The 17903-nt window shown below is 72.1% G+C and carries 17 protein-coding genes; 8 read left to right on the plus strand and 9 right to left on the minus strand.

Annotated features, from left to right (window positions below; translation table 11 throughout):
* Positions 1 to 22 precede the first annotated feature (22 nt).
* The 5 genes from adhE to AB0B20_RS21880 form a co-directional block, all read right to left on the minus strand.
* Complete coding sequence (adhE, locus tag AB0B20_RS21860; RefSeq protein WP_357384737.1) at positions 23 to 2587, minus strand: bifunctional acetaldehyde-CoA/alcohol dehydrogenase; 2565 nt, start codon at positions 2585 to 2587, stop codon at positions 23 to 25.
* 134 nt (positions 2588 to 2721) lie between these two features.
* Positions 2722 to 3534, minus strand: coding sequence for an ABC transporter ATP-binding protein (locus AB0B20_RS21865; RefSeq protein ID WP_357384740.1), 813 nt, complete (start codon positions 3532 to 3534; stop codon positions 2722 to 2724).
* Positions 3527 to 4342: an ABC transporter permease gene (locus AB0B20_RS21870; protein ID WP_357384742.1), complete on the minus strand. Its 816-nt coding sequence runs from the start codon at positions 4340 to 4342 to the stop codon at positions 3527 to 3529. Before AB0B20_RS21870 ends, AB0B20_RS21865 begins: the two co-directional genes overlap by 8 nt.
* Entirely contained in the window at positions 4339 to 5109 is a 771-nt protein-coding gene (locus AB0B20_RS21875; RefSeq protein WP_357384744.1) for an ABC transporter permease, read from the minus strand. The genes AB0B20_RS21870 and AB0B20_RS21875 overlap by 4 nt, the downstream gene beginning before the upstream one ends.
* Before the next feature lie 7 nt (positions 5110 to 5116).
* A complete protein-coding gene (locus tag AB0B20_RS21880) occupies positions 5117 to 6091 on the minus strand; it encodes an ABC transporter substrate-binding protein (protein WP_357472939.1) in 975 nt (324 codons plus the stop codon).
* Positions 6092 to 6151: 60 nt separating this feature from the next.
* Here AB0B20_RS21880 and AB0B20_RS21885 point away from each other — a divergent pair, with 60 nt between their 5' ends.
* The 7 genes from AB0B20_RS21885 (at position 6152) to AB0B20_RS21915 (ending at position 11140) form a co-directional block, all read left to right on the plus strand.
* On the plus strand, positions 6152 to 7570 hold the full coding sequence (locus AB0B20_RS21885) for a flavin-dependent oxidoreductase (protein ID WP_357472944.1): 1419 nt from the start codon (positions 6152 to 6154) through the stop codon (positions 7568 to 7570).
* Positions 7567 to 8034, plus strand: a complete 468-nt coding sequence (locus tag AB0B20_RS21890) for a MarR family transcriptional regulator (protein ID WP_357472947.1) — start codon at positions 7567 to 7569, stop codon at positions 8032 to 8034. The genes AB0B20_RS21885 and AB0B20_RS21890 overlap by 4 nt, the downstream gene beginning before the upstream one ends.
* A complete protein-coding gene (locus AB0B20_RS21895; RefSeq protein ID WP_357472952.1) occupies positions 8031 to 8528 on the plus strand; it encodes a DUF3237 domain-containing protein in 498 nt (165 codons plus the stop codon). The genes AB0B20_RS21890 and AB0B20_RS21895 overlap by 4 nt, the downstream gene beginning before the upstream one ends.
* A gap of 121 nt (positions 8529 to 8649) precedes the next feature.
* Positions 8650 to 9042 (plus strand): DUF6153 family protein, encoded by a 393-nt coding sequence (locus AB0B20_RS21900; RefSeq protein WP_357384754.1) that lies wholly within the window; start codon positions 8650 to 8652, stop codon positions 9040 to 9042.
* A gap of 77 nt (positions 9043 to 9119) precedes the next feature.
* On the plus strand, positions 9120 to 9767 hold the full coding sequence (locus AB0B20_RS21905; RefSeq protein WP_357384756.1) for a DUF305 domain-containing protein: 648 nt from the start codon (positions 9120 to 9122) through the stop codon (positions 9765 to 9767).
* 93 nt (positions 9768 to 9860) lie between these two features.
* Positions 9861 to 10223, plus strand: coding sequence for a BlaI/MecI/CopY family transcriptional regulator (locus AB0B20_RS21910; protein ID WP_357384758.1), 363 nt, complete (start codon positions 9861 to 9863; stop codon positions 10221 to 10223).
* Positions 10220 to 11140, plus strand: coding sequence for a M56 family metallopeptidase (locus AB0B20_RS21915; RefSeq protein ID WP_357384760.1), 921 nt, complete (start codon positions 10220 to 10222; stop codon positions 11138 to 11140). The genes AB0B20_RS21910 and AB0B20_RS21915 overlap by 4 nt, the downstream gene beginning before the upstream one ends.
* Before the next feature lie 24 nt (positions 11141 to 11164).
* Here the strand turns inward: AB0B20_RS21915 and AB0B20_RS21920 are convergent, their stop codons facing one another.
* From AB0B20_RS21920 to AB0B20_RS21935, 4 genes are all read right to left on the minus strand, one after another.
* Complete coding sequence (locus AB0B20_RS21920; RefSeq protein ID WP_357472955.1) at positions 11165 to 12724, minus strand: CopD family protein; 1560 nt, start codon at positions 12722 to 12724, stop codon at positions 11165 to 11167.
* A 206-nt stretch (positions 12725 to 12930) separates the two neighbouring features.
* A complete protein-coding gene (locus AB0B20_RS21925) occupies positions 12931 to 13347 on the minus strand; it encodes a hypothetical protein (protein ID WP_357472958.1) in 417 nt (138 codons plus the stop codon).
* A 25-nt stretch (positions 13348 to 13372) separates the two neighbouring features.
* Complete coding sequence (locus AB0B20_RS21930; RefSeq protein WP_357472961.1) at positions 13373 to 14806, minus strand: fatty acid--CoA ligase family protein; 1434 nt, start codon at positions 14804 to 14806, stop codon at positions 13373 to 13375.
* Positions 14796 to 16340, minus strand: coding sequence for an NAD(P)-binding domain-containing protein (locus tag AB0B20_RS21935; protein ID WP_357384768.1), 1545 nt, complete (start codon positions 16338 to 16340; stop codon positions 14796 to 14798). Before AB0B20_RS21935 ends, AB0B20_RS21930 begins: the two co-directional genes overlap by 11 nt.
* Positions 16341 to 16403: 63 nt before the next feature.
* On the opposite strand from AB0B20_RS21935, the gene AB0B20_RS21940 reads away from it, so the two are divergent.
* Positions 16404 to 17891, plus strand: a complete 1488-nt coding sequence (locus AB0B20_RS21940) for an aromatic amino acid ammonia-lyase (protein ID WP_357384770.1) — start codon at positions 16404 to 16406, stop codon at positions 17889 to 17891.
* Positions 17892 to 17903 lie beyond the last annotated feature (12 nt).

Below are 17903 nucleotides of genomic sequence, written 5' to 3' on the forward strand. Positions count from 1 at the left end.
CGAGGCGGCGGTCACCGGCGGGTCAGCCGGCGGCCGCCGGTCCGTAGTACGCGGCGCGCATCAGTTCCTGCATGTCGCCGAGCATCGGCATCCGCGGGTTGGCCGGCGCGCACTGGTCCTCGTAGGCGTTCAGCGCCTGTTGCGGTAGCGCCGCGAGGAAGGCCCGCTCGTCCACGCCGACCGCTGCGAACGACGGCTCGATGCCGACCTCGTCGCGCAGTCGCTCGATCGCCGTGGCCAGGGCTTCGACCGCCTCGGCGTCGGTCGTCACGGGAAGCCCGAGGGTACGGGCGATGTCGGCGAAGCGTTGCGGCGCGCGGTACGTCTCGTACTTGGGCCAGCCGGTGAGCTTGTTCGGCACGGTGCCGTTGTAGCGGATGACGTGCGGGAGCAGGATCGCGTTGGTGCGCCCGTGCGCGACGTGGAAGGTGGCGCCCAGGGTGTGCGACATGGCGTGCACGATGCCGAGGAAGGCGCTGCCGAACGCCATGCCGGCGATCGTGCCGGCGTTGTGCATCTTCTCGCGGGCCACCGGGTCGGCGGCGCCGTGGTGGACGGCCCGGGCGAGGTTGCCGAAGATGAGCCGGACGGCGTGCAGGGCCAGACCGTCGGTGAAGTCGTTGGCGTAGACGGACACGTACGACTCGATCGCGTGGGTGAGCGCGTCGAAGCCGCTGTCCGCGGTGACCACCGCCGGCAGGTCGGCGGCCAGGATCGGGTCGACGATCGCCACGCTCGGCGTGAGGGCGTAGTCGGCGAGCGGGTACTTCTTGCCGGACGCGGTGTCGGTGATGACCGCGAACGGGGTGACCTCGGCTCCGGTGCCGGAGGTGGTGGGGATGCAGACGAGCTGGGCCAGCGCGCCGAGGGTGGGGAACTTGAAGGCGCGCTTGCGGATGTCGAAGAACTTCTCCCGCAGATCGGCGAAGACCACCTCGGGGTGCTCGTAGCGCAGCCACATCACCTTGGCGGCGTCCATCGCCGAACCGCCGCCGAGCGCGATGATGGTGTCCGGCCGGAACGAGCGCATCGACTCGGCGCCCCGGTCGACGGTGCGCACGCTCGGCTCCGGCTCGACGTCGTCGATGATCTGCAGGGCCACCTGCTCGCGGCGGCGGTGCAGCACGGACAGCACGCGGTCCACGTACCCCAGTCTGGTCATGGTGTGGTCGGTCACCACGGTGACCCGGTGCACGTCGGGCATGTCGGCGAGGTAGCGGATCGCGTTCGGCTCGAAGTAGATCTTCGGCGGAACCTTGAACCACTGCAGGTTGTTCGTCCGCCGGGCGACCCGCTTGACGTTGATGAGGTCGACCGCCGTGACGTTGTGCGACACCGAGTTGTGGCCGTAGCTTCCGCAGCCCAGCGTCAGCGACGGCAGGAAGGCGTTGTACATGTCGCCGATGCCGCCCTGCGAGGCCGGCGCGTTCCAGATGATCCGGACGGCCTTGACCCGGCGGCCGTACGCCTCGGCCAGGTCGGCGTCCCGCGTGTGGATGACGGCGCTGTGGCCCAGGCCGTCGAACTCGACCATCTGCTCGGCGTACCCGAAGGCCTGGTCGTGACCGGTGGCGGGCAGCAGGGCGAGCACCGGGCAGAGCTTCTCCCGGGTCAGCGGCTCGGCCGGGCCGACCCGGTCGACCGGGACCAGGATGATCGAGGCGTCCGGGGCGACCGGGAAGCCGGCGTGTTCGGCGATCCAGGTCACCGGCTGCCCGACCACGTCCGGGTTGAGCTTCCCGGAGCCGAAGAGCAGCTTCTCCAGCAGCGACTTCTCCTCCGGCGTCGCGATGTGGGCGTGTAGGCGCCGGAACTCGGCGAGGGCGGCCGGCCGGATCGCGTCGTCGATGATGACCGCCTGCTCGGAGGCGCAGATCATGCCGTTGTCGAACGCCTTGGAAAGCACCACGTCGTTCACCGCGCGGGCGACGTCGGCCGACGCCTCGACGTACGCGGGGACGTTGCCGGCGCCGACACCGAGCGCCGGTTTGCCGGTGGAGTAGGCGGCCCGGACCATGGCGTTGCCACCTGTCGCCAGGACCACCGAGACGTCGGGATGGCGCATCAGCTCGTTCGTCGCGGCCACCGACGGTTCGTCGATCCACTGGATGCAGTGCTCCGGCGCGCCGGCGGCGACGGCGGCGTCGCGCACCGTGCGGGCCGCCTCCGCGCTACAGCGTTGCGCCGCCGGGTGGAAGGCGAAGATCACCGGGTTGCGGGTCTTGAGGGCCAGCAGCGCCTTGAAGATGGTGGTCGAGGTCGGGTTCGTCACCGGCGTCACCGCGGCCACCACCCCCACCGGCTCGGCGATCTGCGTGATGCCGGTGATGTCGTCCTGGGCGATCACCCCGACGGTGCGGACGTCGGCCATGTGGTTGGTGACGTGCTCGCAGGCGAAGATGTTCTTCACCGCCTTGTCCTCGAACACGCCGCGACCGGTCTCCTCGACCGCCAGCATCGCGAGTTCGGCGTGCCGGCCGAGCGCGGCCACCGACGCCTTCTTCACGATCCCGTCGATCTGCTCCTGGCCGAAGGAGTCGTAGCCGCTCAACGCCGTGAGGCCGTTCGCCACCAGGGTTTCGATCATGCTTCCGCCCTCCATCGGTCCGTCGCCTCGACCATAGATCCGCGACGATCGATGCGGGCACGGCCGATGGACCCGTGCGGACGGGACCACCGGCCCGCGTCCGTACGCCTGCTACGTGACCCGGCGAGGTGCGGTCACGGTGCCGGGTGCGGCGTCGCGGCCGGCCCGCGCTTGGCCCGCTGGATCTGCTCGTAGACGTGGGTCCGCAGTTCGGTGAATCGGGGCAGGGCCCGGGTGGTGAGCTGGTCGCGTTCCCGTGGGAGGTCGATCACGAGGTCCTCCCGCACCCGGGTCGGTGAGTTCGACAGGACGAGCACGCGCTGGCCCAGATAGACCGCCTCGTCGATGTCGTGCGTCACGAAGACGGTGGAGATCCCGCGCGTCAGGTGCAGGTCACGGACGAGATCCTCCAGGTCCGCGCGGGTCTGCGCGTCGACCGCGGCGAACGGCTCGTCCATGATCAGCACTTCCGGCTGGTACGCGACGGCGCGCGCGATGGCCACCCGCTGCTGCATCCCGCCGGAGAGCTGCCACGGGTGGCTCCGCGCCGAGCTTGGCAGTCCGACCGCGTCGAGGGCGTCGGCGACCAACCGGCCGCGTGCGGCGCGGGAGAGCTTCTTGTGGCGAAGCGGAAGCTCCACGTTGCCCCGGACCGTCAGCCACGGGTAGAGGCTGCGGCCGTACTCCTGGAAGACCACAGCCATCGCCGGGCTCGGGCCCGTCACCGGTGATCCCTCCATCTCGACCAGGCCGCTGGTGGGCCGGAGGAGCCCGGCCAGGCATTTCAGGAGAGTGGTCTTCCCGCAGCCCGAGGGACCGACGACGCACAGCAGCTCACCGGGACTCATGGTGAAGCTGATGTCCCCGATCGCCTCGACCTCGCCCCGGCCGGAGGCGTAGACCTTCCGCAGGTGCTCGACCCGCAGCAGAGGGCTCCCGTCAGGCACGGGTGACCTCCTTCATTCCGTGGTACCAACGCAGGACGCGGCGTTCGGCGACACCGAAGAGCACGGCGAGGACGACGCCGATGAGGCCGAGCAGGAGGATGCCGCTCCACATCTCAGCGATCAGGTAGTTCCGCTGGAAGTAGGCGATCCGGTATCCGAGGCCGGCGGACGACGCGAACATCTCCGAGATGACCATGAGGATCAGGGCCACCGAGAGCGCCTGGCGTACGCCGGTCATGACGCGCGGGCTCGCCGCCGGGAGGATCAGCAGCCACAGCCGGTCCCACCGGGAGATCCGGAACGAGTACGCGGTCTCCAGCATCACGCTGTCGGTCGCCCGGACACCCTCGATCGTGTTCAGCAGGATCGGCCAGATCGCGCCGGACACGATGACGACGACCTTCATGGTGTCGGTGATGCCGAGCAGGAGCATCGCGACCGGGATCAGCACGGGTGGCGGAATCGCGCGGAAGAACTCCAGTAGCGGTTCGAGGATCTCGCGTAGCGGGCGGAACCGGCCGATGAGGACGCCGGCGGCGACGCCGAGGAGGACCGACGCGAACAGGCCGATCAGCAGCCGGTACACGCTCGGCAGCACGTCGTCGACGAACGCCGGACCGATCCAGGTCTGCCGGAACGCGTCGAGGAGCGTACGGGGGCCGACGAGGAACCGGTTCGCCGACCGGGTGGACCAGACGGCCCAGAGCACCACGGCCACGACGGGAAGCCCGACCGCGAACAGGACGTTCTCGGCGACCCGGATGCCGAGGCCGCGACGGCCGGCCCGGCCCGCGCCGAGGGCGGTCACCGGGTTGCCCCGTCCGCGAGCACCGACTGGTGCCAGGCCAGCGAGCGGCGTTCGGCGAAGCGGAAGACGACGTTCACCAGCAGGCCGAGGAGCCCGGTGACCACGACGAGTCCGTACAGGCCGACGGCGTCCCCGGTGGAGCGGGACAGCTCGATCATGCGCCCGAGACCGGGGTTGCCGATCACCATCTCCGCGGTGACGGCCAGGATGAGCGCGACGGCGGCGCCGAGACGCAGACCGGTCATCAGGTACGGCAGCGCGGTCGGAAGGACGAGATACCGCAGGCGCTCGAGGCGGGTCAGGCCGAAACTGCGAGCGGTGTCCCGGGCGACGGTGTCGACGTCCGCGACCCCGTAGATGACCTGCACGAACACCTGCCAGAACGCCGCGTAGACGATGATGACGAGCGCGGCGCGCATCTGCAGGCCGAACATCAGCACGGCGAGGGGGATCAGCGCGACCGACGGCACCGGCCGCAGGAACTCGACTGTCGTGTGCGTCGCGCGACGCAGGAACGGCACCAGCCCGACCACAGTCCCCAACGTCACCGCGGCGAGCGTCGCCACTGTCAGTCCGATCGCCCACGACGTCATGGTGAGCCGGATCCGCCGCCAGAACGCCAGGTCGCGGACCTCCTCGGCCAGCCGCCCGAACACGTCGGTGGCGTACGGCAGGTAGTGCGGGTCGACGAGTCCCAGCGTCGGGAGCAGTTGCCAGACGGCGAGGAACCCCAGCAGGCCGGCGGCACCCAGCAGGACCTTGCGCATCGGCCGGCTACTGCTGCTGGACGAGGCGGTCGAAGTCGGGCCGCCGGTCGAGGACGCGGTACTTCTGGGCGAGGGTCGCCAGTTGCTCCAGGCCGGGCCGGTCGAGCTCCCAGCCGAACGCCGGGAGCCGCACGGAGTCCGCCACCGCGTCCGGTAGTTCGAGGTTGTCCTTGATGGCCTGCCGCAGGGCCGTCTCGTTCGCCGGATCCTTGGCCCAGGTGAGCGTCTTCTTCATCGCCGCCGAGAAGTCGGCTACCAGCGCGGCGTCGGAGTCCGTCAGCTTGCTCGACGTGATCGTGGTCAGGGTGGTGAGACCTGGCACCGTGGCCTGATAGGGGGCGACCACGAGGACGTCACCGCGCTTGCGCATCTGGGTGATGAACGGTTCGGTCACCCAGGCGGCGTCGATGTTGCCGGCGGCGAGCTGGGCCGGGGCGTCCGGGAAGGCCACCTCGACGAACTTGACCTTGGTGGGGTCGCCGCCGTCCTTCTCGACCGCCGCCATGATCGTGACGTCGCCGGCGGCGCCCAGGCTGTTCACCGAGACCTTGCGCCCCGCGAGCTGGGCCGGCCGGGTGATGCCGGACTTCGCCGACGCCAGTACGGCGTTGATGTCGTCGCCGTCGGCGTATGACGACGCGTAGTTGCCGATGATCACCACACCGAGGTTCTGCAGATCGGCGCGGAACGGGCCGAACGGCTGACCGATGGCGAAGTCGATGTCGCCGTTGATCAGGGCCGGGATGGCCTGCGCGCCGCCCTGTGCGGGCACGACCTCCACATCGAGCCCCTGCTCCCGGAAGATGCCCGCCTTGATGCCGCCCCACAGCGCGGCGGTCTCGCTGATCGGCAGCGCCGCCACGCGGACCTTCCGCAGGTCGCCGCTGGCCCCGGGGGACGGATCGGTGGCATCGGAGTCCGTGCACCCGGTCAGGGCGATCACGACGCCGGCGAGAACAGCGAGGGCGGTGGCCTTCTTCATGGACGAGCCCTTCCGTGCGCAGCCTTTGTGCAACCTCGGGAGTGGGGCCGGCCCAGCGGGGTGAAGCATCCGACCGCGTCGATCAGCGTCATGCAGAAACGATTGATTGTCAAGAATTCCGATAAGGCGGATCGCGGTGCGATCAGAGTGGTCCGGCATCGATGTGAATGCGTCTTGACGAGCGACGATTTTGTGACCAAACTGTGCGGTTGGTGGTGCGGTGGCGGAGGGGGCGACGACTTGGCGATCGTGATCGTGGGCGCTGGTATCGGTGGCCTCACCACCGCGCTCAGCCTGCACCGGGCCGGCTTCCGTGAGATCACCGTCTACGAGCGCGCCGCCGCGCTGCATCCGCTCGGCGTGGGCATCAATCTGCTCCCGCACGCCGTTCGTGAATTGACCGAATTGGGCCTCGGCGAACGCGTGGAAAGGCTGGGCGCCGCACCCGGCACACTGGCCTACTACAACCGGTACGGTCAGCAGATCTGGAGCGAGCCGCGCGGGCTGGACGCCGGATATCGCTGGCCGCAGCTTTCCGTGCACCGTGGCCGGTTCCAGATGGAACTGCTCGCCGTGGTGCGGGAACGGCTGGGGGCCGACGCGGTCCGTACCGGACACCGGCTCGTCGGCGTCCGCGACGGCGTCGCGCGCTTCGAGACGGCGGCGGGGGAGGTCAGCGTCGCGGGTGACCTGATCGTCGGAGCGGACGGCATCCATTCCGCGCTGCGCCGCCAGCATCAGCCCGCCGAGGGAGCGCCGCTCTGGAACGGGCTGACGCTGTGGCGGGGGACGGCACGGGCGCCCGGATTCCTGGACGGGCGGACCATGATCATGGCAGGGGACGCCGAACAGAAGTTCGTCGCGTACCCGATCGGCGCCGGCCTGATCAACGTCGTCGCCGAGCGGCGCGGGCCCGGTTTCGCCGGGCCGAACGCGGACTGGAACCGGGCGGTCGACCCCGCGCCGGTCGTCTCGCTCTTCGCGGACTGGCGCTTCCCCTGGCTCGACGTGCCGGAGCTGCTGGCCGCCGCCGACGAGATCCTCGAATACCCCATGGTGGACCGTGACCCGATCGACGCGTGGACCCACGGGAACGCGACGCTGCTCGGCGACGCGGCGCACCCGATGTATCCGAACGGTTCCAACGGGGCGTCGCAGGCGATCCTTGACGCGCGTACCCTCGCCTTTCACCTCGCCACCGCGCGGACGGTGCGGGCGGCGCTCGACGCCTACGAGGCGGACCGGCGGCCGGCGACCACCGCGCTCGTGCTGAGCAACCGGCGGCAGGGCCCGGAACAGGTGATGGTGCTCGCCCGCGAGCGCGCGCCGGACGGGTTCGCGCACATCCACGACGTCATCCCGCCGCAGGAGCTGATCGAGATCGCCACCGGGTACAAGAAGGCGGCCGGCTTCCTGCCCGCCGACCTCAACGAACGGGCCTCCCTGACGCCGACGGTCTTCTCGGGCGTCCTGCCGTGACCGGCCCGGAGCCGACCGGGCTGGACGCGGCGCGACTGGCGTCGGTGATCTCACCGCTACGCCGCACGCTGCTCGCCGCCGCCCGCGCCGCCGAGCACCTGCCGGAGATCCCGGACGCGCAGATCGAGATCGTGCGGGCGCTGCCACGGGGCACCGTGGCCGGCCCCGGTGAGCTGGCCGAACGGCTCCGCCTGAGCCGATCCACTGTGAGCAACCTGCTCACCACGATGGAGGGCAACGGTCTCGTCGAGCGCCGCCCCCGTCCCGGCAACCACCGCCACGTCGACGTCCTGGCCACCCCGAAGGCCCTCGACCTGTTCGCACGCTTCGACCTCGCGAGCGGAGACCTGGTCGCCCGCGCCGCGGCCACCCTGCCGGCGGCGGACCGGGCGGCCCTCGCCGCCGCGGTGCCCGCGTTGGAACGCCTGCGCGACGCCCTCGCGCAGACCAAGGACACCCCATGAGTACGCGCCGACCCGCCGGCCCGGGCCCGGCGAGCGACCCGCCGGTTCCCGGCCTGGAGGCCGCGTTCGAGGTGGAGGCGCGGCTCGGCGCCCTGGAGGATCACGGGGTGACCCGCGCGGGCCACCGGCGCGTGGTGCCCGTCGTCGGCGGCCGGGTCACCGGCCTCTTCGAGGCCGACATCCTGCCCGGCGGCGCGGACTGGCAGGTGGTCCGCCCCGACGGCGCGATCGAGATCGACACGCGCTACTCGGCGCGCACCGCCGACGGCGGCCACGTCTACCTCCGTACCTTCGGCGTCCGCAGCGGCCGCCCGGAGGTCCTCGAGGCGTTGTTGCGCGGCGACGCGGTGGACCCCGCCGAGTACTACTTCCGCCTGGGCGTACGACTGGAGACGTCGGTGCCCGCGCTGGCCGTGCTGGAGCAGTGCGTCTTCGTCGCGTCGGCGATCCGGGAGGCCGACCGGGTGCGCTACACCGCCTACCGCGTCACGTAGGCGTTCCCTGGCAGCGCGTTTGGACGCGTTCGCCCGCCCCGTGCCCGTCCGCTGTGATATCCCATCTACTATGCGCCTGTAGTAGATGCTGGTGCCGGGCCGGACGTGCGGAGGGAATGGGATGGGACGCGCTCACCCGCTGCTGCGGCTGGCGCTGTTCGTCGCCGTGACGTTCGGGGTGTTCGGCATGCACACCTTCGGCCACCCGGCCGGGCTCGACGCCGCCCACGCGAGCGCCGTACACGGGAGCACCGGCCACGCCGCCACCGCTCCCGATGCCGCGCACGGAGACGACGGCTCGCCCGGGCACCGCGAGGGGACGCACGTGTTCACCGTGTGCCTGGCGGTGCTGGGCGGCGCCCTCGTCCTCGGCGCCATGTCCCTGCTGTGGCGGCCCCGCCGCGGGGCCGGCGCGCCGACCGGCCCCCGATCACACCTGCCCGGCCGGGACCGGGGTCCACCCCGCCGGCCCATCGGGTTGCGACTGCGAGCCGTGACGGTCCTGCGTACGTGAGGAGAGCACGGTCCGGCGCCTCGCCCGGATCCGACGACTCCGTTCCGGCACACCTCACGACAAGGACCACGTACCTGATGAGACCGACCATCCTGCGCCGCGCCGCCCTCGCGGGCGTCGCCCTGTCCGCCCTGCTCGCGACCGCCGCCTGCGGCGGCGGGGACGACACCGGCGGCATGACGCACGGCACCGGCAGCGGTTCCACGGCGGGCGCCTCCGCCTCGGCCGACGCCACATTCAACGACGCGGACGTGATGTTCGCCCAGATGATGATCCCGCACCACCAGCAGGCGGTGACGATGGCCGACCTGGCCCCGACGCGCGCGAGCGACCCCGAACTGAAGGACCTGGCCGCAAGGATCAAGGCGGCGCAGGATCCGGAGATCGCCACCATGAAGGGGTGGCTCACGGCCTGGGGGAAGCCCACGGACCTGCCCGGCGACCACAGCATGCCCGGCATGAGCGCCACGCCCGGGCACGGCATGCCGGGGATGCCCGGCATGATGTCCGAGCAGCAGATGGCGGGCCTCACTGCCGCGAACGGCACCGCGTTCGACAAGATGTTCGCCGAGATGATGATCGCCCACCACAAGGGTGCCATCGACATGGCCAGGACCGAACAGGCCGACGGCCGCAACCCCGAGGCCAAGGCGCTCGCCGCCAGGATCGCCTCGGATCAGGCCGCCGAGGTGCAGACCCTGCAGAAGATCCTCGACCGCCTGTAGCGTGCCGGGTGCGGCCGGCCCCGGCCACGGCGCCGGGACCGGCCGCACCGCCACGACACCTGACGTACCCTGTCCGGCACGAAGGGAGAGCGCGTGGCGGAACTGGGCAGACTCGAGTCGGCGGTGATGGACGTCCTGTGGCGTGCCCCCGAGCCCGTGCTCGTGCGCGACGTCCTCGACGCGGTGACCACCGGCCGGGCACTGGCGTACACGACTGTCCTCACCGTGCTGGACAACCTGCACCGCAAGGGCTGGGCCGTACGGCAGAAGGACGGCAAGGCCTACCGCTACCGTGCCGCCGGCACCCGTGAGGAGATCATCGCGCGCACGCTGCGCCGGGTCGTCGAGACGAGCAGCCATCCCGACCTGGTGCTGCTGCACTTCGCCCGGTCCGCCTCCGACCACGAACTGCACATCCTGCGGCAGGTCCTCGACGAGCGGGAGTCCGAGGCGTGAGCCTCGCGCTCGCCCTCGTCACCGGCGCGACGGTCGTCGCCTGGTGTGGCCCCGCCGCGCTGCGGCTGTGCTTCCGGCACGTCGCGGACCCCGTCGCGATGCTGCTCGGCTGGCTCGGCCTGATCGTCGCGGTGATCGCCACCTTCGTCCTCGCCACCGTGATGCTCCTCGCCCCGGCCAGCACCCGGCAGTGGGCGCTGCACGACCTCGCCCGCATCTGCTGGCACTGGGCGCAACCCAGCCGGCCACCCGCCGTCGACGAGATCGCAGGGGCGACGGGAGCACTGCTCGTGCTGGCCGTGCTCGCCCGGTTCACGGTGACGTGCACCCGCCGGGCGGTGCGCGCCCACCGCGCTCGCCGCGCCCACGCCGACCTGCTCACCCTCGCCGGTGGCCGGTCGGAGGAGGGCGGGGCGGCGGTGCTCTGGATCCCCCACCCGACGCCGATGGCCTACAGCCTCCCCGGATCCGGCGGGCTGACGGTCCTGGCCAGCGCCGCCGGTGACCTGCCGCCGGACCAGCTCGCCGCGGTGCTCAGCCATGAGCGGGCACACCTGCGGGAGCGTCACCATCTCCTGGTGGCGGCGGTGGAAGGGCTCGCGGCGGCCGTACCGTGGCTGCCCCTGACCCGGCAGGCCCCCGCGGCCGTGCGCCTGCTCGTCGAGCTGCGCGCCGACGCCGCGGCGGTCCGCGAATGCGGCCCGGCCGCCGTACGCGACGCGTTGCTGGCTTTCGCCGGTGCGCCGCACCCGTCGTCCGCGCTCTCGATGGCCGGTGCCGACGTGGCCGTCCGGCTCCAGCGCCTCCAGGGCCGCCCGCACCGCCGCGAGGTTCTCGCCCGCGCCGTGCTCGCCTCGACCGCCCTGGCCGCGCCCCTGGGCGTCGGCGTGGTGACCGGCCTCCTGTTCTGCCTGTAGGCCCCGACCCCCGGTGAGCGCCGCCTACGTGCCGGCGTTGACCAGGAGCGCGGTGGTCATCAGGACGGCCACCATCAGCGTCGCCTCCGCCAGCACCGTGTGGCGCAGGCGACGCATCCCGTCCGGCGTGGGATCGTCCAGCCGGGGCACCACCCGCCTGCTGTTGTAGAGCCCGACGACGGCGACGACCGCCACCAGCGCGACCTTGACCAGGAGCATCCGGCCCCAGCCGGTGCTCACCAGGTGACCCGGCCGGTCCAGGATCGCCACTGTCAACGCGACACCGGCGACACCCGTGAGCGCCACCGCCGCCGTGGCCGGAACGGAGAACCGCACCGCCATCTCCGCGGCGCCGGTCGGCACACCGAGACGCGCACGACCCAGCAGCAGGGCCGCCAGGAGCAGAACCCCGCCGACCCACACCGCCGCGGCGACGGTGTGCGCCACATCCGCCGCCACGACGATCGCCCGCGGTCGCGCGGTGACGGTGTGCCCGTCGAACAGGAACGACCCCACGAGCAGCGCCACCGTGACACCGAGGAGCACCGGCCGCGCCGCTCGCGCGCGAACCCGTTGCGCCTCGTCGCCGTTCGCGCCACCGGCGGGCGGCACCACCAGCGGGCGAGGGGCGGTCGGGATCGCGGCGACAGTCGCCACGGCGTGCCGCCCGACCGCGTGCCGGCCCCGGATCAGCGCCGCCTCCAGCGAACCGGCCGCGAGCAGCCCGGCCGCACCGACGAACCGCAGGCCCAGCCCGGCCGCCACCGGCGTACGGCTGAGCGCGGTCACCGCGTCCACACCGAACGCCGAGACGAGAGTGCCCTCGACGCTGAACGCCGCCGCCAGCGCGACGAGTTCGAGCAGCGTGCCGGCCACCACCGTCAGGCCGGCGGCCCGGACCCAGACCTGGACCAGCCGGATGTCGCCGCGCGTTCCCACCAACGTGGTCAACGCGAAGACCAGTCCGCCCACCCCGAGCAGGATCGCCCCGTAGGACAGCCACCGTCCCGTCGCGCCGACGAAGCGCACCGAACCCCGGTCGGCGTCGGCGGTGTACCCCACCGTGTGCCCGCCGGAGTGGACCGGCGGCGACGCCGAGGGAGGCGCCGGCGCACCGTGACCGGCATGCCCGGGTGGACCGTTGCTGTGCCGGGGGGTGGCTGTCGCGCTTGCCGGGGCCACGGTGAAGGTGACGTCGCCGGTCAGGGGGTGGGCGTCCGGGGCGGCCACGCTCCAGCGCAACGTGAACTGCCCGCCGGTCAGCGCGGTGGCCGGGTGCACCAGCCACGTACGGCCGTCGTCGGGGGTGTGACTGGTCACCGGAACGGCAGCACCCTCGCGGGAGAGCCGGAAGCCGGCCCCGGTGGGGGTGCCCGGGGCGCTGAACGTCAACCGGATCTGCGTGACCGCGCCGTCCACGCGCGCGCCGTCCGCCGGTACGACCTTGAGCAGCTTGAAGTGCGCGGCGGCGGGCGAGGCGAACCCGAGCACCAGGAACACCGCGGGACAGCACGCCAGCCACACGAGCAGCAGCCACCGCGCCGCGCCGCGCGCCGGCAGCCGGTGACGCCCTGGGAAAGGCACCGCTGATCCCTTCGTCAGGGAGACATGGACCCGGCGCCCATCGCTCCGACCAGATGCGGTCGCCATCCTAGGGGAACTACTAGCAGTCGGTAGTAGAGCGTCGGCCTGATCAAGCTCGTGGCCGAGCGGCGGTTCCGGTTTCGCCGGGCCGGATGCGGACCGAACCCGTCACGTCCTTGTTCCCGGAGACGGACGGAACCCGGTCTTCAGAACCGCACTCCCGCGTAGATCCGCGGCACGATCAGCGCGTACGCGAGGACGAGCGCGGCGACGGTGACCAACGGTGTGCCGACGAGCACCGCCGCCGACGCCACGCGGACCCGGGTGCGCAGCCCTGTGTGCATGTCGGGGGTCCGCGCCAGCACCACCAGCGCTGTGATCCACGTGGCGAGGCCGACAGTGGCGACGATGCCGAGCCACGACAGCAGCACCATGACGTTGGTCCCGAACCGGTCACCCGCGTCGCTGCCGTACTCCAGCAGGTACGGCCGGTTCCGCAGCCCGACCCAGAGGTTGACGCCCACGAACGCGGTTAGGGCGACGCACCACAGGGCGGCGAATCCGACGGCGGTGCCCCGCAGGCGGGTGCGGGTACGCTGCGCTGCCTCGTCGAGTACGGCCACGCACGGATGCTAGGCCATGGCTGGTTCACCTGATCGCCGCACGTTCCAGGGCGCGCTTGTCCGGCTTGCCACTCGGCCCCACCGGCACCCGGTCGATCGACTGGATGGTCCGGGGGACCGACGCTTGCCCCAGCGCCTCCGCCACCAGCGCACGCAGCCGTCCGGCATCGGGCACGTGATCGGCGGCGGGCACCACGTACGCGTGCACCGCCTCCCCGGTGACGTCGTCGGGACGGCCGACCACGTACGCCTCGGCGACAGCGGGGTCGGCGGCGAGCACCCGTTCGACCGGACCGGCGTACACCAGGTTGGCCTGCACGATGATGACGTCCCGGATCCGGCCGAGCAGGTGCAGGTAGCCGTCGGCGTCCAGCCGGGCCAGGTCGCGGGTGCGGACCCAGCCGTCGACGAAGACCTCGGCGGTCTCGGCCGGATCGTTCCAGTAGGCGGCGGCCTGCGCCGGGGTCCGGACGAACAGTTCCCCCTCGGTGGCGGGGCGGCCGTCGGCGTCCCGGATGGACAGCCCGGTCACCGGGGGAGGCCGGCCCACCGAGGCGAGGGCGGCCGGGTGTGCCAGCATCTCGGCCGGCGTCACCATGGTGATCATGCCGGTCTCGGTCTGGCCGTAGCCGTGGAAGACGACGGGCCCGAGCACGTCGAGGGCCTCGGCGAGTCGGCCCGGCGCGAGCGGGGAGCCGGAGACCAGCAGGGCCCGCAGGCTGCTCAGGTCGGCCGGGTCGGCGCGCTGGTCGCGCACGAGCTGGTTCAGCTTGCCCACGGTGATCACGCTCGCCGTCGCCCGGTGCCGGGCGATCATGCCGGGGAAACCAGGAGGGCGGGCCGCGACCACTGTGCCGCCCGCCGCCAGGGTGAGGATGCCGTACTCCAGCATCACCTGGCTGCTCAGCGAACCGAAGACGAGGTACCGCTGGAGCCGGGTGGCGAGGTCGGCGATCGCCGGGGGCCAGCGATCGGGGTACGGGGCCCAGGCCGCGCTCATCGCCGCGTACGTCTGCGCGCAGCCCTTCGGGCTGCCGGTGCTGCCGCTGGTCCAGATGATCCGGGCGACGTCGTCCGGGCGCCCGGCGGCGATCAGCCGCTTCCCGTCGTCGGGGCTGCGCGCCAGTTCGGCGACCCGGGCGTCGTCGAGCAGCAGCGTGTTCTCACCGAGCTGCCAGGCGCGGTGGGCCGGGCTCAGGTCGGGGCGGATCCCGGAGACCCGGGCGCCGACCGCGAACGCCGCGATGATCGTCGCGAACGCCTCCGCTGTGACGCCGAGCCGCAGGGCCACCCCGACGCCGGGGCCGGCCCCGGCGGCGCGGAGCCCGGCGGCGACGCGGCGGACCAGCCGGTACATCTGGGCGGTGGTGACGGTCCTCGCGCCCTCCTCGAAGACCGGACGGTCGTCGCCGGTGGCGAGCAGATCCAGTACGGGCTGTGGCCAGACCTCAGCCGGCATCGGAGAGCACGCCCTTGAGGAAGAGCACGAGTGGCTGGTGGTGCACGTCCGGCAGATTCCAGTGGTTCTCCAGGTTCTCCGCGAGGTGGTGCGCCGCGACGACCCGGCCGCCGCTGTGGACCCGGACGACGGGGTGCAGGTAGCTGGCGTCGTGGGCGTGCGCGGCGTCGTTCTCGGCGATCCGGGGCACCGTGATGTCGAACGGGTCGACCTGGTCGTGGTCCGGCCCGTACTCGAGCGTGACCACGAACGCGAACGGTTCCGGTCCCAGGCCGCCGTCGTTCAGGTACGCGACAGGCACCTCCTCGTGGTAGCGCGCGGTGTCGCCGGAGACCACGACGACGTCGCCGAGGACGGCGAACTGCTGCCACAGCGCCGAGGTGCGGTTGATCCGGGCGATGATCGCGTCGGCGATCGCCTCCGGGGTGACCTCCAGCGGCGTGCCGGGCCACGGCGTGCCGTGGTGGCGGGCGCCGAGGATCCGGTGCAGGGCCCGTACGCCGTACCGGAAGCCGTGGATGAACCCGTTCGTCGAGCGTTTGAAGTCGCGCTGCTGGGTGAGCGTGCCGGCGAAGTACAGGCCTGGTACGTTCACCGACTCGTACGCGGAGGTCTGCTCGGGAAAGCGGTCGTTGATGACGAGCCGTGGCCGGGCGGACGGGTCGAAGATGCTCGCGTCGAACCGGAATCCGGTGCAGAGGATGATCCGGTCGTAGTCGATCGGCCGGATCGCCTCGACGGTGCGGGCGTACCGGAAGTCGATCCGGTAGCCGCCGTCCTCGCGCCGGACGATCCGCTCGACGGTGCCGTCGAGTACCGCGTTCTGCGACTTGAGCTGGTACGTGTCGAGGAAGTTGTTGTTCACCGCGCGCAGGTGCCCGACGTAGTGCGACTGCCATGCCAGCTTGATCGAGTGCGGGCCGGCGACATGGATGACCGCCGCCGTCTCGACGAGCGCGTCGGCGGTCTCGAAGGCCGAGTTGCCCTTGCCGATGATGAGCACGCGCTGGTCGGTGAAGTCGTCCGGGTCGACGCTGACCGTGTCGTACCGTTCGGCCAGCTCGGCGCCCTCTATCGGCGGGACGTACAGCTGGGACACGCCGGTGGCGACCACCACCCGGCGGGCGGTGACCGTCTCGTCGCCGGCGCGCACGGTGAACAGGTCGCCGTCGCGCGCGACGCCGGTGACCCGGGTGTCGTATCTGACCCGCAGCCCGCGGGCGACGTCGGCCAGGTAGCGCACCAGGTCCTCGGCGTCGGGGAAGTAGCGCCGGCTGTAGTTCTTGAACAGCAGCGCCGGATCGTCGGTGAGCAGTGAGTTCCAGTCCGCGCGCAGGTTGAACTCCGGATCGTCGGAGCCGGTCCAGACCTTGTTGATCGAGATGAGTTGCCGGTGCCGGGGATAGGTGGTGAAGAACGTGCCCGGCGCCGGGCCGGCCTCCACGACCAGATAGTCGCGGCCGTCGCGCTCGAGCAGGTGAGCGAGCTGCAACCCGGCCGGTCCGGCTCCGATGATCAGATAGTCGAGCGTCATGCGACGCAACGTATCGACCCGATCTCAGAGCGCTCTGAGAATCCGTCTCTAGGGTCCGGTCGCATGACGACAGAGGTCGACCTCGGGGTTCCACTGCGGATCGCCGACCTGCGCGCCGCCCGCGACCCGATCAAGATCGTGGTCGGTCCGCGGGTCCGCGATCGGGTCACCGCCGCCCGTACCTTCCTGGCGACGGTGCTCGGCGACGACCGCGCGGTGTACGGCGCCACCACCGGCTTCGGCGCGCTCGTCGGGTACGCGGGCCGCGCCGACCTGCGCGACCAGGCCGACAACACGCTCGCCCACCTCGGCGCGGGCCAGGGCCCGGACCTCGATCCGGAGGTGGTCCGCGCGACGGTGCTGCTGCGGGCCGCGTCGCTGGCCCGGGGCGCGTCGGGGGTCTCCCCGCACGTGATCGACGCCCTCGCGGCGATGCTCGCGACCACGTTCGTCCCCGCGATGCCCCGGCTGGGTTCGGTCGGTGCCAGCGGCGACCTGATCCCGCTGGGCGCGGCCGCACAGGCGCTGCGCGGCCGTGGCCACGCCTACCTGGACGGGGTACGGCTACCGGCCGCCGAGGCGCTGGAGCGGGCCGGCCTGGAACCGCTGCCGCTGGACGGCCGGGACGCTCTCGCCCTGGTGAACGGCACCTCGCTGACCACCGCGGCGACGGCGCTGGCGCTGGACGCGGTCCGCGCCGCGCACCTGGCGGTCCAGGTGCTCACCTGCCTGCTCGCCGACCTGCTCGGCAGCGGCACGCAGTTCATCGACGCCCGGCTGCTACGCGCGTACGGCCATCCGGGCGCCATCGACGTGGGCGCGCGGATGCGCCGGGTCAGCGCCGGGCTCGTCGCGTCCGGCACACGCCCGCTCCAGGAGCCGTACAGCATCCGGTGCACGCCGCAACTGCTCGGCGCCGCCGAGGACGCCCTGCGTTACGTCGACGCCGTCGTCGCCGCCGACCTCGCGAGCGTCACCGACAACCCGTTGTTCTTTCCCGGCGACGACCTCGTCGTGCACGGCGGGAACTTCTTCGGGCAGCCGGCCGCGTTCGCCGCCGACGTGCTGTCGATGGTCGTGGCGCAGGTCGGCAACCTCGCCGAACGGCAACTCGACCTGCTCGTCGACCCGAACCGCAACGGCGGCCTGCCGCCGATGCTGGCCGCCGGGCCGGGACAGCAGCACGGGCTCCAGGGGGTGCAACTGGCGGCGACCGCGCTGATCACCGAGATCCGCCGGGACACCATGCCGGCGAGCATCCAGAGCGTGCCGACGAACCTGCACAACCAGGACGTCATCCCGCTCGGCACCCAGGCCGCGCTGCGGGTGCTGGACCAGGCCCGGCTGCTGCGCCTCGTCGTCGGGTCGCTCGCGCTGGGGCTGCGCCAGGCCGCCTACGTCGGTGCGCGTACGCCGACCGCGCCCGGCTGTGCCGAGGCGCTGGCCGCGCTGGCCGCGGCCGTACCCCCGGTCGACCCGGACCGGCCGCTCGACGGTGACGTGCGGCGCGCGGCCGACGTGATCGCTGATCTCTCCGTTTCTCTTTCCTGAGGGTGGACGCAC

This window comes from Micromonospora sp. NPDC049151 (genome assembly GCF_040648395.1).
In the GTDB taxonomy this organism is placed as follows: domain Bacteria; phylum Actinomycetota; class Actinomycetes; order Mycobacteriales; family Micromonosporaceae; genus Micromonospora.